The sequence below is a fragment of the Halanaerobium saccharolyticum subsp. saccharolyticum DSM 6643 genome, from assembly GCF_000350165.1.
GTDB classification, from domain to species: domain Bacteria; phylum Bacillota; class Halanaerobiia; order Halanaerobiales; family Halanaerobiaceae; genus Halanaerobium; species Halanaerobium saccharolyticum.
Genome location: NZ_CAUI01000005.1, coordinates 256,177 through 270,794 on the forward strand (window position 1 = coordinate 256,177; position 14,618 = coordinate 270,794).

Annotated in this window: 9 protein-coding genes; all 9 read left to right on the top strand. The window is 32.7% G+C overall.

Features of this window, described 5'->3' with window-relative positions:
- Positions 1–172 precede the first annotated feature (172 nt).
- A complete protein-coding gene (locus HSACCH_RS01660; protein ID WP_005487347.1) occupies positions 173–943 on the top strand; it encodes a DUF368 domain-containing protein in 771 nt (256 codons plus the stop codon).
- 106 nt (positions 944–1,049) lie between these two features.
- Complete coding sequence (locus HSACCH_RS01665) at positions 1,050–3,665, top strand: PD-(D/E)XK nuclease family protein (RefSeq protein WP_005487348.1); 2,616 nt, start codon at positions 1,050–1,052, stop codon at positions 3,663–3,665.
- Positions 3,649–6,846, top strand: coding sequence for a UvrD-helicase domain-containing protein (locus HSACCH_RS01670; protein WP_005487349.1), 3,198 nt, complete (start codon positions 3,649–3,651; stop codon positions 6,844–6,846). Before HSACCH_RS01665 ends, HSACCH_RS01670 begins: the two co-directional genes overlap by 17 nt.
- A gap of 111 nt (positions 6,847–6,957) precedes the next feature.
- Positions 6,958–7,698: a 2,3-diphosphoglycerate-dependent phosphoglycerate mutase gene (gpmA, locus tag HSACCH_RS01675; RefSeq protein WP_005487350.1), complete on the top strand. Its 741-nt coding sequence runs from the start codon at positions 6,958–6,960 to the stop codon at positions 7,696–7,698.
- A gap of 79 nt (positions 7,699–7,777) precedes the next feature.
- The gene (locus HSACCH_RS01680; protein WP_005487351.1) at positions 7,778–8,920 is read left to right on the top strand and encodes a S1C family serine protease; all 1,143 of its coding nucleotides are present in this window, start codon (positions 7,778–7,780) and stop codon (positions 8,918–8,920) included.
- Between the two features lie 96 nt (positions 8,921–9,016).
- The gene (locus HSACCH_RS01685) at positions 9,017–9,706 is read left to right on the top strand and encodes a response regulator transcription factor (RefSeq protein WP_005487353.1); all 690 of its coding nucleotides are present in this window, start codon (positions 9,017–9,019) and stop codon (positions 9,704–9,706) included.
- Positions 9,699–11,087, top strand: coding sequence for a HAMP domain-containing sensor histidine kinase (locus HSACCH_RS01690; RefSeq protein ID WP_005487355.1), 1,389 nt, complete (start codon positions 9,699–9,701; stop codon positions 11,085–11,087). Before HSACCH_RS01685 ends, HSACCH_RS01690 begins: the two co-directional genes overlap by 8 nt.
- Before the next feature lie 50 nt (positions 11,088–11,137).
- Positions 11,138–13,780, top strand: a complete 2,643-nt coding sequence (polA, locus tag HSACCH_RS01695; protein ID WP_005487356.1) for a DNA polymerase I — start codon at positions 11,138–11,140, stop codon at positions 13,778–13,780.
- On the top strand, positions 13,773–14,603 hold the full coding sequence (gene mutM / locus HSACCH_RS01700; protein ID WP_005487358.1) for a DNA-formamidopyrimidine glycosylase: 831 nt from the start codon (positions 13,773–13,775) through the stop codon (positions 14,601–14,603). The genes polA and mutM overlap by 8 nt, the downstream gene beginning before the upstream one ends.
- Positions 14,604–14,618 lie beyond the last annotated feature (15 nt).

The following is a 14,618-nucleotide window of genomic DNA, read 5'->3' on the forward strand; positions in this document are numbered from 1 at the left end:
GATTATATTGATAATTTATTAAAATATAATAATAAAATATCTTAGGACTCCCGGTACCTATTAGGTACCTTTTTTTGTTTCAAGGCAGGTAAAGGTACCAATTACCTTGAATAATATTAAATAGAGAGAGATTTTGCTTTAACTAAAAACAAAAATTGAAAGGAAGATTTATTTGTCAAAAAAGAATTCATATTTAGCCTTATTTTTTAAATCAATTCCGGTTGGACTTGCAAATACTCTGCCCGGGGTGAGCGGAGGTACACTGGCTCTGGTTTTAAATATTTATGAAACTTTAATTAATGCTATTAAGGAAATTAAAATTAAAAAGTTAACTGTAATCGGTCTGGGAGCTGTTGCTGGGGTTTTATTTGGTTCAGCGGTAATAACTGATCTTTATCAAAATCAGCCGCTGATTGTAAATTATTTTCTTTTTGGTCTGGTAATTACTTCAGCTCATTCTACATATAAAAAAATTGGTAATTTAAGTTTTTTAAAACTTCTTGTTATGTTATTAGCCTTTGCTTTCGCCCTCTTTTTTGCCAGAGAAATCCAGTTTGGATTTATGAATGCAGAAGGTTTAATGCTCTTTTTTATTGCCGGTTTTTTTGGTAGTGTGGCAATGATTTTGCCTGGAATTAGTGGAGGAACTCTTTTAATTTTAATGGGCGTTTATCATCCGGTTTTAAATGCAATCAATAATCTGGATCTTTTAATTTTAATTGTTTTTGGGGCTGGAGTAGCAGCTGGTTTATTAGTTTTTGCCTGGCTTTTTTCCTATCTGCTTCAGAAACATCAAAAAGAAATAATGGTTATTTTAACCGGTCTAATTCTCGGTTCTTCTGCAGCTGTTTTTCCAGCTCGCTTTAATATTGGAGGACTGGCAGCCTTTGCAGGTGGTGCTGTGATAATTATTATTCTAGAAATTATTGGCCAGAATACTTAAACTTTAGGGCTTGCTTTATATATATTTTTGTCATTTGGCTAAGAACTTAAATAAATATTGAAGCTAAATTAAAATCCAAATTGAAAAATAATTAAGGATGAAAACTATGGAACTAAAAAATAATTTAAACTTTAAATATTACAGTTATAATCAAAATTTATTTGAAGAGATAATTTCTAAAGAGCCAGAAGTCTATATCTTTGCTAATTATAATGATTTAAAAGAGGCTCTTAAACATTATCAACCTCAGCCTCTCAGTCAGCAGAGTCAGTTTTTTAGCTTAAAGGAATTTAAAGAGCGGCTTTTCAGCAGTGATCAGATTCTGTTGAAAGAGGAAAAACTTCCTCTGCTTTTATACTCTGTTCTAACAAAAGAGGAAAAAAGTAAGCTGCGTCTGGACAGCTATAAGGATATTTATAAATTTTCAGCGCGCTTTTTTGCTTATTTTAAACTGCTGCAGGATTACCAACTGACTCAGATTGAAGGCCTAGCAGACTGGCAGCAGGAGAGAGTAGAAAGACTGGAGACAATTAAAAAAAGGTATCAAAAGCGCTTAAAAGAGCTCGGCTTTGTCGATCAGCTTCTGCTCCAGGAAGAAAAAAAATTAAATCTGCAGTTTTTAAGTGAGTTTAAAAAGATTAATTTATTCAACATAATGGATTTTAATCCCTATTTTAAAGAACTACTGCAGAAAATAGCGCATAAATTTGAAGTTAAGCTTCATCTCCAGCTTCTGGAAGATGACTTTAATCAGGAACAACTAGAAATTGAAGAGCTGACTTTGCCAGATAAAACAAATAAGATTGAGATTAAAAAATTGAATTCTAAACTAAAAAGTCTGGCTGCTCTTTTAAACGAAAAAGAAAATTCTGCAAAAGAAGTTCAGCTCCTGGATGGTGGCAGCGATATTGATGCAGCTAATATTTTAAGTGAGCAGTTAAACCTCAATCCCTACCAGAGTTTAAGTGAAACTGATTTATATAAGCTGCTCGAATCTCTCTATCAGCTTTACCAGCAGGGAAAAGGCTCTGCTCAAATCTTAATTGAATTAAAAGAGCTTTATGATTTATCTACCCAGAGTTTATTTAAAGATTGGCTTGAACTAAAAGGGGAAGAGCTGCAGAAAATAGAAGAATTACTGCGTCAGGATTATTTTTATCTTGATTTAGAATTGATTGAGGCAGAAATTCCTGCTTTAAAACCACTTTATAATTTTCTTAAAAATTTAAGAAAAATCAAAAACATTTCAGATTTAACTAAGCTGATTACTAAAATCTCGGATTTTGCTCTGGAAAAAGAAGTTAAAGAAACAGCAGAGAAATTTAATGACAGTCTGCTTGAGCTTAAAAGCATCGAAGAGATGGGGATAGTCACAGGCTGGCAGGATTATTATTCTGATCAGGCTGCCGGTATTTTTTCACTATTTTTAAACCACTTAAGTTTTAAAACGATTTCACTCAGCCAAAATGAAGAAGCAGCTGAATTTTTAAGTCTGGAAAATGCACCTCAAACTAAGCGGGAAAAGCTTTTGATAAATAATTTAACCCAGAAAAATTTTGCACAAAAAAATGATGGACTTTATTTTTTAAGTGAAAAACAGCTTAAGAATAATGGACTGTTTTTACAGCACAAAAACCAACTTTTAAAAAAATATAAATTTCTGCGGCATATTTTAAATGCAGAACAGAGTATTATCTATACTGTAGATAATGAAGATCAAAATATTTCACCCGCAGTTATTTTAGAGGAGCTTTCCTTAGAATACGGCCTGAGCTATAGTCAAAGCAAAGTAAATCTTTTAAGTGAAAAGGAAATTTTAAATAATCTATTTGATTATCAGACTGAGCTTGATTTAAAAGTCAATAGTTCAGCCAATTTTAACCAAAATATTAAGTTAGAGAAAGATGATTTCGGCAGCAGCTTTAATTTTAGCTATTATAAATATAAATATTTAAAAGACTGCTATCACCGCTTCTATTTAGAGCAGCTGGCCCGGCTTGAGACCTCTTTAGAAATCAAACCATCACTTTCTTTAATGGCACTTGGTATTTTAACCCATGAGATATTCGGTGAACTAATAATTTATGCCAGAGAGCATAAACTTGCCCCTCTTGAGATTCCAGCAGCAAGCCGAAAAAAAAGTATTCAGAGGGCTATTGAAGACAATAAATTAAAAATTAATCGGGATTATTTAAATTATTATCAGCAGATAATTTTTAAGAGTCTGGAAAAATCTTTTATCCACTTTGCTGAACTGCTGCAGAAATATCTACCAGAGGATTATCAGGATATCCTGGTAGAATGGCCGGAATGGAATTATCAGCGGCAGAAATATTTTACAGTAAAACAGACTGATTTTTATCTTTCCGGCAGAATAGATCTGCTTTTATTAAAGCAGGCTGAATATTTTATTGTTGACTTTAAAACAGGCAGTGGAGACCGCAAACAGCTTGATTTTTATTCGCTGATGCTGCGCCAAAATTATCAGGAGCAGCTTCCGCCTGAGAGCAGAAAGGCAATCTATAATATCTTTGATCAGGCTTTTGAACATTCATATAATAAATTAGAAAAAGAAGACAGGCTGGGGGCAGAGCTGCAGGAACTGACAGAACTACTTTTTGCAGCTGGAGAATATGAGCGTATCTACAAATCACGCTGTCAGCGCTGTCCCTACAGAGATATTTGCAGAGTGGAGGTTTTAAGCAATGAAGAAGGTAATTAAAGCCAGTGCCGGGACAGGTAAAACTTACAGACTGTCCTTAGAATATTTGGCTGCACTTTTAAAAGATATAGATTTTTCGGAAATTATTGTAATGACTTTTACCAAAAAAGCAACAGCAGAAATCAAAAATAGAATATTGGAGCATCTGCGGGCAATAATTAATCAGGCCCCGGAAAAGAAAAATATCATCAGTTCACTTAAAAACATTTATCCGGAGCTTGAAGTTGAGCCGGGAAAGCTAGAAAAAATCTATCGCAAAATGATTTTAAATGATGAGGATATAAAAATATTTACAATTGATGCTTTTACAAATCAAATTTTTAGCAGAGGGATCGCCCCCTATCTTTCTCTTTATAATTATCAGATTATCGATGATAGTCAGAATCAGGAAATTATTGAAGAATTATTAAAGATAATTTTAAATAATGAGGAGTATTATGAGAAGCTGCAGAACTTTTTGGAGTCCAACAGTGCCCGGGATCTGGAGCCATATTTGAAATTCATAAAAGATATTGTGGATAATGCCTGGAAATTTATGCTTTTAGAATCATCAGAATTAGAGGAAAAGGAAAAACTGCCTCAGGCTGAGATTTGTGATTTATTTGAAGCCAGCTATCAGACTCTAAAAGAAGTGGCAGAACTTAGAGGAGAAGAATTTTCGTCATCCTATTTTGTTAAAGATGGCCGCCCCTTTTTTGAACAGTATCCTGAGCTTAATACTAATCAGCAAAAAAAAGATTTTCTCTATCAGAGGAGAAATTATTTATTAAATAACAGCTACTGGAGTGGCAATAAATTAAGAGCCAAAAAAACAGCAGATTTAAAAGAAAAATTAGAGTATGAATATCAATTATTTAGAGAAAAATTGGCTGCAGCAGTCTTCAATCAGGAGGTAATTCCGGCTGAAAAAGAAATTATCAATTTTGCCAGCCTGGTTTTAGATATATACGAGCAGCTTAAATTCAAGACCGGTAAATTTACCCATTCTGATATCAGCAATTATACTTTTAAGTATTTACAGGCTGCAGAAATTGGTTTAATCAAGGAGGGCCAGGCAAGTAGTTATCTGCTTGACCTCTTAGGAGGAGAATATCAGGCTCTTTTTATTGATGAGTTCCAGGACACCAGTATTCTGCAGTGGAAAATTTTGCGGCCGCTGATTAATAAGGCAGAGGATTTTATTGCTGTGGGAGATGAAAAACAATCTATTTACGGCTGGCGGGGTGGGGAAAAGAAACTTTTTGCCTCACTGGAAGAAATTATTGGAGCTGAAACAGAAAGACTTGAGCGCTGTTACCGCAGTGATCAGAATATAATTGAACTTTTAAATTATTTTTTTGACCAGTCAGAAGTTGACTGGGAATATCACCCGGTTAAGGCTAATTCTAAAGATTCAGGTTTAACAGAGGTGATTTATGGAGGCAGTTCGGCTTTTTATAATACAGATACCAAAACTTTTGAGAAGTTGGGAGCAGAAAAACAGCAGGAGATAGAAGAATTAAACAGCAAAATCAAAGAGGATCTACCGGCTGAGATAGCAGCTGATATTAAAGCTAACTATGCTGCTGATTACGGTCAGGTCAGTGTGCTGGCCCGGACTTCAAATGAATTAAATACTATTGCCAAAAGTTTGGAAAAAGAAAAAGTACCCTACATTTTAGAAAACAGGAATTCACTGCTGGATGCAGTTCTGCCGAAAGCAGTTTATGATTTCTTATATTTTGCAGCTTACAGAGATTTCTATTCACTGCTAAAGTTTCTGCGCAGTGATCTACTTAAAATTGATAATCAGAGTTTAAAACTGATTATCAATAAGAAAAAACTTTTAAAAAACTATTTTAGCTCAAATCGAAAAGTTGAGTCAGAATCGGAACTTAAATTGTTGGATTCAAACTCTGAGCAGCTGCCCGAAAATAAAATAAAGAATTTGAAAAAAACTTTCAAAAAAATAAAGAATTTGATTGATGGGGATTATCAAGAAATTGTAAATTATCTCTATCAGCAGACTGAGCTGCTTCGACTGGCAGCAGATAACAGCCTTAGTTTAAAAAATCTATACTCATTTTTTAAAATTATAAATTCCTTTTCTTCTTTAAAAGAACTGCTTAATTATTTAGCTGCAAATAGAGATAGTGAAGAATTAAAACAGCAGAAGGTGGAAAATAAAGATGCAGTCAGTTTAATGACAATTCATCAAGCAAAGGGGCTTTCGCTGCCGGTAGAGTATTATTACTGGAATCCCGGTCGCCGAAGTGGAACAAGTAGTGGTGGAATCAATTTTTATCTTGAATTTGATCAGAATTATGAAAAGCTGGATGATTATTTGTTTATTCAGGATCAGTATCTTTCTATTTTGGACTGGCTGGATTATGATTTCAAGGAAAAAGCCGAAACAAAAGCAGAAATGGAGGAGCTTAATAACCTTTATGTTGCCTTAAGTCGGGCAGAAAAAGATCTGCACTTATATGTAGAAGCACCTAGAAAAATAAAGCCTGATCAGGATTTAATGTGGGCCGGAAGCAGTTATGATTATTACGAAAAGATGCTTTTAAATGCAGTTGAAGGCAATAACCTAACTGATCTTTTAGAGGTAGAATCAGCTGGAATAACGCTGCAGGCTGAAGCGGATAGTCTAATTGGCAAGTCTAAATTGAGTTCGCTTAATAAATATTTAAAACAGAAAAAACGGCAGCCGAAAAGGAAAGAGAATGAAGAAAAATATGCATACTTTAAAAAGCAGAGCAGCAGTCTGGAAATCTCAGCCAAAAAACTAAGAGGACTAGCTCTCCACTATTATCTTGAAAACATTAAGTATAACAGTGAGCAGGAAAAAATTTCAGCCCGCAAACTGCTGAAAAGTAAATATGGAAATCTGCTGGGTCAGGAAAAGATTGAAACAGTGATAAAAAACGCGGAAGAATTTATTAATGCTAATCCAGAAATCTTTTCTAAAAAGTATCAGGTATTTAATGAGTATTTATTAAAAGAAAAAAATGAAGCAGGAGAAAATTATTATCGAATAGATAGGTTACTTGTTGATAGACTAGAGAAAAAAATTAAAATAATTGACTATAAGAGTGGTAGTTATCGGAACCCGGAGCAGCTTGAAAAGTATACTCAGCTGCTGACGACTCAACTTGGTACAGAATGGGAAATTAAGGCTAGCTTTGTCGATGTTTAAATTTGTAAATTAATTAATATACTTTTGCAATGAAAGTGTTATAATTAAAATGTGAAATAAGAATAATAATTAGAATTGGTATATATTAAAAAAATAAGAAAGGGTGGTTTGATGAAAATTGTACTGGTTCGTCATGGAGAAAGCAAATGGAATTTAGCTAACAAATTTACAGGCTGGACAGATGTCGATTTAAGTGAACAAGGGTATAAAGAAGCTGAAGAAGCGGGAGAGTTATTAAAAAAAGAAGACTTTAATTTTGACCTTGCCTATACTTCTTATTTAAAAAGAGCTACTAAAACTTTAAATATAATTTTAGATATTATGGACTTACATTGGATTCCAGTAATTAAGTCCTGGAAATTAAATGAAAGACATTATGGTGCTTTACAGGGTTTAAACAAAGCAGAAACTGCTGAAAAAGAAGGTGAAGAACAGGTCCATATCTGGCGAAGGAGCTTTGATACACCGCCCCCCGCTTTAGACAAAAATGATGATCGTTATCCTGGTAATGAAGAAAAATATGCAGAATTATCTGAGTCAGAACTTCCAACTTGTGAGAGTTTGAAAATGACTATCGAAAGGGTAATGCCTTACTGGGAAAATGAAATTGTTCCTCAAATGAAAAAAGGTAAAAAAATAATTGTCTCTGCACATGGAAACAGTCTCAGGGCACTGGTTAAACATCTAGACGGAATATCTGATGAAGATATTTCATCTTTAAATATTCCAACTGGAAGGCCATTAGTCTATGAGTTTGATCAAGAAATGAATGTTAAAGATAAATATTATCTTGGTGATCAAGAAGAAATAGAAAAGGAAATGAATAAAGTTAAAAATCAGGCAAAAAAATAATTTAATCTAAATTTAATTTTTGCTTAATTATTCTTTAATTTCTTTTTGGTATATTATAATTAAAAGGATGGTGTTAGTAGTGAAAAGGAAAAAATCTTTATTTCAGAAAACATTATTAGTCTTAATTGTAATTTCTTTAATGATTTCTGCAGCACCGGCAGTATTTGCTCAAGACCAGCAGTCGCAAAATATGTATCAAACAAATCATTTTGCAGACATTGCTGAAGAAGTTGATAATGGTGTTGTAAAAGTGACCACAACTGTTAAGACCTCTGGTAATCAACAGGTGCCTGAAATGTTCAATGATCCTTATTTTAGATTCTTTTTTGGTGATCGTTTTCAGATGCCGGAACAACAGCCTCGAGAAAGACAGGGTTTTGGTTCAGGTTTTATAGTTTCTGAAGATGGTTATGTAGTAACCAATCAGCACGTAATAGAAGGAGCAGACAAGATTGAAATTTCAATAAATGGTAGAGAAGATCCAGTTGAAGCTGAAGTAGCCTGGTCAGATTTCAGTTTAGATTTAGCAATATTAAATATTGATACAGAAGAATTAGATCAGGAACTTAGTCCCCTTGAAATGGGAGATTCCAGTAAAATAAGGCCTGGGGACTGGGCAATTGCTATCGGAAATCCATTAGGTTTTGAACACACTGTAACAGTAGGTGTAATTAGTGCTTTAGGACGACCAATTCAAATACCCACAGATGATCGTCAGGTTAGAACCTATCAGAATTTAATTCAGCTAGATGCAGCAATTAATCCTGGTAATAGTGGTGGACCTTTACTCAATAATCAGGGTAAGGTAATTGGTATAAACACAGCAGTTTCCAGAGTTGGTCAGGGTATTGGTTTTGCAATCCCGGTTAATGAAATTAAAAGTATTGTAAACGAATTACAAAATACAGGTGAGATAACAAGACCGTGGATTGGTATTGCTTTCAGTGAAATTACAAAAGAAGTGCAGGAATACTTTGGTTTAGAAAATCGTGAAGGTGTAGTAGTAATTGAAGTTTATCAAGATAGTCCTGCTAAAAAGGCTGGTTTAAAAGCATATGATGTAATCAAAGAAGTAGATCAGAAGAAGGTAGAAAGCACATCTGATTTAAGTGAAATAATTTCCGAAAAAGAAGTTGGAGACAAGATAATGTTTAAAGTTATTCGCAATGGCAGCTCCGAAATTTTGTTTGGTCGAATTGGTGATAAGCCAAATGATCTTTAAATTATAAAAAATAATAGTAAATTGCCGGGCTTTAAAAGCCCGGTTTTACTGTTTAATTTTAAGTAAATAATTGATATACTAAGAGGGGTGAGTAAATTGGACAAAAAAATACTATTGATAGAAGATGACTCTCAAATTGCAAGATTTGTAGAATTAGAGCTGGAACATGAAGGTTATCAGGTTAAAAAATTTGATAATGGATATGATGGGATAAATATTTTAAAAGAAAAAGAATTTGATTTATTATTATTAGATATTATGCTTCCAGGTCAAAATGGAATTGAAGTCTGCAAAAGAATAAGAGAATTTTCAGATATTCCAATTATTATGCTGACAGCGAAATCTGAATTGGAAGATAAAGTTCAGGGTTTAGATATGGGTGCTGATGATTATTTGACTAAACCTTTTGAAATAGAAGAATTATTGGCAAGGATTAGAGCGCACTTACGTAGAGACGAAGGTAATGTTGAATCAGATAATGTATTAAAAACTGCTGATGTTGAAGTTAATCTTGATGCTCATATTGTAAAACGGGCTGGAGAAGAAATTGAATTAACAAAAAAAGAATATGATCTTTTAGTGTATTTAATCAAAAATGAAGGTATAGTTGTAAGCAGGGATAAGCTTTTAAATAATGTCTGGGGCTATGATTATACTGGAGAAACCAATATTGTGGATGTGTATATACGTTATCTTCGAAGTAAAATTGATGACCCCTATGAACAAAAATTAATACATACAGTTCGGGGTGTTGGCTATGTACTGAGGTCAGATAAAAATGTTTGATTTTTTTAATAAAAAAAGTAAAATTTCTTGGAAAATAACTATACTTTATGCTTTTATGTTTATGATGCTCTTATTTTTAGTTAATTTATCCATTTATTTTTTTCTATCTAGTTTTATAGATGATAACATACAAAAAAGTATAAACAATACAACTGAGTTAGTATTATCTCAATTTTCCGGTATAGGAGATCCAGTTAATTTTTTTGAAACAGATATTTTACAGCAGATAAGTCGTAGTGAAGAAAATATCTTTTTCAGAGTTTTAGATAAAGATGGTAAGGTCAATGCTCAATCTAAATATCTTGAGGATATGAACATTCCAATTAGTGCTGAAATAGAAGAATTTAGATCTGGAAGTAAAATAATGGCTGTAAAGACAATTCCGGTTAATAAATTTGTCTTTTCTCGTGGTTATTTACAGGTGGTTAGAGATATTACCTTTGAAAAGAATTTTCTTGATTTTCTAATTATAGTTTTAACAATTGCTGCCGGGATTGGAGCTCTAATTTCAGTCTTTTTAGGTTACTTTACTACTAAAAAAATGCTTTCCCCAATTAATAAAGTTACTGAAACCGCAAGAGAAATTAGTTCTAGTGATTTAGGACGCAGATTAGAAGTAAGTGGCCCTGATGATGAGCTAAAAAAATTAGCATTAACTTTTAATTCAATGTTAGATAGATTAGAAAAATCTTTTAAAAGTCAAAAACAGTTTGTATCTGATGCTTCTCATGAGTTGAGAACTCCGATTTCTGTTATTAAAGGTTATGTTGATCTGCTTGATCGGTGGGGTAAAGAAAAAGAAGATGTGCGAGATGAAGCTATTGATGCCATTAAAAAAGAAACTGAAAACATGAAACAATTAATGGAAAATTTACTTCTTTTAGCTCGGGGTGATGACAGTGAGTTAAAAAAAGAAGAAGAATTATTTAATTTTAATAATTTAATTAAAAAAATAGTAAAAGAATTTAAATTGATGGAAGCAGACATTAATTTAAGCTTTGAAGAGAATACTAAAATTAAATTTTATGGTGATAAAAATTTATTTAGACAGCTTTTTAGAATTTTCTTAGATAATGCCGTTAAATTCACTTCACAAAAAGGCGAGATCAAGATAAAGCTGGATAAAATGAATAGCGAAAAATTTTATTTTTCTATAGAAGATGATGGTCCAGGAATTTCTAAAGAAGATCTACCCTTTATATTTGATCGTTTTTATCAAGCTGATAAATCCAGAACAAGAAAAAATAAAAAGGGATCTGGACTTGGTTTAGCTATTGCTAAACAAATTATTGAAAGTTATGATGGGAAAATTAATATAGAAAGTGAAGAAGCAGAAGGAACAAAATTCATTATCGTTTTACCAATAAAAGAAAATAAATAATTAAAAAATATATAGAAATTAGAATAGATTTAAATGGGAGATGATTTATTTTGTCAAATAAAGAAAACAAGGAGAAGAAAACACTTTTTTTACTCGATGGACACAGTTTAACTCACCGTGCATTCTATGCTTTACCATTATTAACTAATGATGATGGAGAATATACAAATGCAGTTTTTGGTTTTATACGGATGCTTTTCAGTCTTAATGATGAGTGGAATCCAGACCGAATGATTATAACTTTTGATAAAAAAGCGCCTACTTTTAGACATGAAGAGTATGAAGACTATAAAGGTAATCGAAAAAAAATGCCCGAGGAACTGGTACCACAAATACCTCTTTTGCAGCAGACAATAGAAAAACTAAAGATTCCAATGATGGCTAAAGAAGGCTATGAAGCCGATGATTTATTAGGAACTCTTTCTAAAGAAGCTGAAGAAGATGGTTATAAAGTTTATATAGTTACTGGTGATAGGGATGCACTGCAGTTAGTTTCGGAAAATGTGAATGTTTTATACACTCGGAAGGGTATATCTGATTTAGTAAAATTTGATTTAGATAAAGTGATGGAAAAATATGAGCTAACTCCAGAAAAATTAATAGACAGAAAAGGATTAATGGGAGATAGTTCTGATAATATACCAGGAGTACCAGGTATTGGTAAAAAAACAGCTTTAAAATTATTAAAAGAATTTGGAACCATGGAAGAAATTTTAGCTAATATCGATAAAGTTTCTGGCAAAAAACGCAAAGAGAATTTACACAAATATGCAGATCAGGCAAGAATGAGCTATCGGTTGGGTAAAATTAAAAGAGATGTCCCTATTGATATTAATTTTGATAAATGTCGCCTGGATCTTTATGATGATCAGGAAGCTGCAGAACAATTTGAAAAACTTGGCTTTACATCGCTTCTTGATCGTTTTGATTTTAAAGAAGAAGCTAACTTTGAAGATCTTGAAATAGAAGAATTAAAAGAAAGTGACTTAAAAGATTTTAAAGAAAAAATTATAAAAGCTGGTAAAATAGCTGTAGCCTTAAAATTAGAAAAAGGAAATAAAGCAATTTCAGGTAAAATTGAAGAATTTATATTTTCGATAGAAAATGAAGACAAAATATATTTATATTATCCAGAAGATAAGATTAATTTAGAGATTAAAGAAATTTTAGAATCAGAAAGAATAGAAAAAATAATGCTGAATGCTAAAGAAGTTTCACTTTCTTTATTGAATCATCAGATTGAAATTTTAAATATAAGTTTTGAGCCGCTGTTAGCATATTATTTGCTTCAGCCTTCATCTTCACTTCCAGAAGTAGAAGAGGTTTTTAGTCATAAGTTGACTATTTCTTTTGATCAGCTTGAGACAGAAAAGAAGGAAGCAGTAAAAATTTCTAAGCTCTTCGAATTGAAAGAAAAGCTGCTGCCTGAACTTGAAAAAAATAATTTATTAAAATTATATCAGGAAATTGAGCTGCCTTTAATTAAAGTTTTAGCCAGAATGGAATATAATGGGGTAAAAGTTGATAAAAAATGGCTTAATTCTTTGTCTGAGCGACTTGGTAAAAGATTAGATATTATAGTTGATAAAGCTCACGAACTTGCAGGAGAAGAATTCAATTTAAACTCCCCCAAGCAGCTCGGAGAGATTTTATTTGAAAAATTGGGACTGCCGGTGATTAAAAGAACTAAAACAGGTTATTCTACTAATGCCAGTGTTTTAGAAAAATTAGAAGGCAAACATGAAATTATTCCTTTAATTTCAGAATATAGAGAGCTTGCCAAGTTAAAATCAACCTATATTGACTCTTTACCACCATTAATCAATGAAGAAACTGGTAAAATTCATACTTCTTTTAACCAAATGGTAACTGCTACCGGAAGATTGAGCAGCACTGACCCTAATCTGCAGAATATACCGATTAGAACAGAAGAGGGACGTGAAATTCGTAAAGCTTTTATCCCTTCTAGGGAAGAGATGATTTTACTTGCTGTTGATTATTCCCAAATTGAGCTGAGAGTTTTTGCTCACCTTAGTGGTGATGAAAAATTAAAAGAGGCATTTAATAGTGGAGCTGATATTCACACAGAAACCGCGGCAGAGGTTTTTGAGGTTGCGCCAGAAGAAGTATCACCAAACTTGCGACGTCATGCTAAGGTGATTAATTTTGGTATTGCTTATGGGATGAGTGCTTATGGTTTGAGTCAGGATTTAGATATTCCAGTTGAAGAAGCTCAAGAATATATTGATAAATATTTTGAACGTTTCTCAGGAGTAAAAGAATATATGGACCAGACTATTACCAAAGTTAAAGAATGTGGATACGCAGAAACTATGTTTGGCCGTCGCCGTTATATACCAGAAATTAACAGCAGTAATTATCATCGTCGATCTTTTGCAGAAAGAACAGCTGTTAATACACCAATTCAGGGAACTGCTGCAGATATAATGAAAAAATCAATGCTAGATGTCTATGATGCTTTAAAAGAAGCGGATTTTGATTTGAATATTTTACTGCAGGTTCATGATGAACTAGTATTTGAAGTTAATAAAAATCAGCTGGATCAAGCAGCAAAACTAATTAAAGAAAAAATGGAAAATACTACAAAATTAGATGTACCACTCTTAGTTGACCTACAGATTGGAGAAAATTGGCGAGATAAAGAAGATTATGAGGTGAATTATAATGCCTGAGCTGCCAGAGGTGGAAACTGTAATTAAAGGTTTGCGGCCTTTAGTTACAGATAAAGTAGTTACAGGAGTTGAGATTAGAGAAAAAAATATGATTGCATATCCTAAAAATGATATTGAAACTTTTAAAAATTCTTTAATTGGCTCTAAAATAGAAGCGATTAATCGACGTGGAAAATATATAATTATTGAATTAGACACAGATAAAAATATGGTTATTCATCTTAGAATGACTGGAAAACTTTTGGTAAAAGAAGTTAAAGAATTTAGAGATAAACATACCCATGTTATTTTTAGTCTTAATGATGGGCAGGAAATAAGATTTAATAATATCCGTAAATTTGGCCGGGTTTATTTAATTGATAAAAAACATCCTGAACAAGCTGGCGGTCTTGCTGAACTAGGTCCTGAGCCATTGAGCGATAACTTAACTGTAGAAGACTTTAAAAAACTTTTTGATAATAGAAGAGCTTTAATGAAATCTTTACTGTTAAATCAACATTTTATTGCTGGTATTGGTAATATTTATGCAGACGAAATACTTTTTAGGGCCGGTGTCAAACCAGATAGGACGGCCGATACTTTAAGTGAAGCAGAAAAAGAAGAGATTTATCATCAGATGCGGGAAATTCTCAAAAAAGGAATTATTTATGGAGGCACAAGCTTTAGCGATTATGTCAATGCTTTTGGAGAAAAGGGTTCATTTCAGGAAGAACTTAGAGTTCATCAGCGTCAGGGAGAAAAATGTTACACTTGTGGAAAAGAAATTGAAAAAATAAAAGTTAGTGGTCGCTCAACTTACTTTTGTCCTCAATGCCAAAAATAAAGTAAGAAAGTGGGG

Bases quoted from the DNA above. Each gene is read 5' to 3' on its own strand.
- HSACCH_RS01665 (WP_005487348.1), top strand. From the start codon at position 1,050: ATGGAACTAAAAAATAATTTAAACTTTAAATATTACAGTTATAATCAA.
- HSACCH_RS01670 (WP_005487349.1), top strand. From the start codon at position 3,649: ATGAAGAAGGTAATTAAAGCCAGTGCCGGGACAGGTAAAACTTACAGA.
- gpmA (WP_005487350.1), top strand. From the start codon at position 6,958: ATGAAAATTGTACTGGTTCGTCATGGAGAAAGCAAATGGAATTTAGCT.
- HSACCH_RS01690 (WP_005487355.1), top strand. From the start codon at position 9,699: ATGTTTGATTTTTTTAATAAAAAAAGTAAAATTTCTTGGAAAATAACT.
- mutM (WP_005487358.1), top strand. From the start codon at position 13,773: ATGCCTGAGCTGCCAGAGGTGGAAACTGTAATTAAAGGTTTGCGGCCT.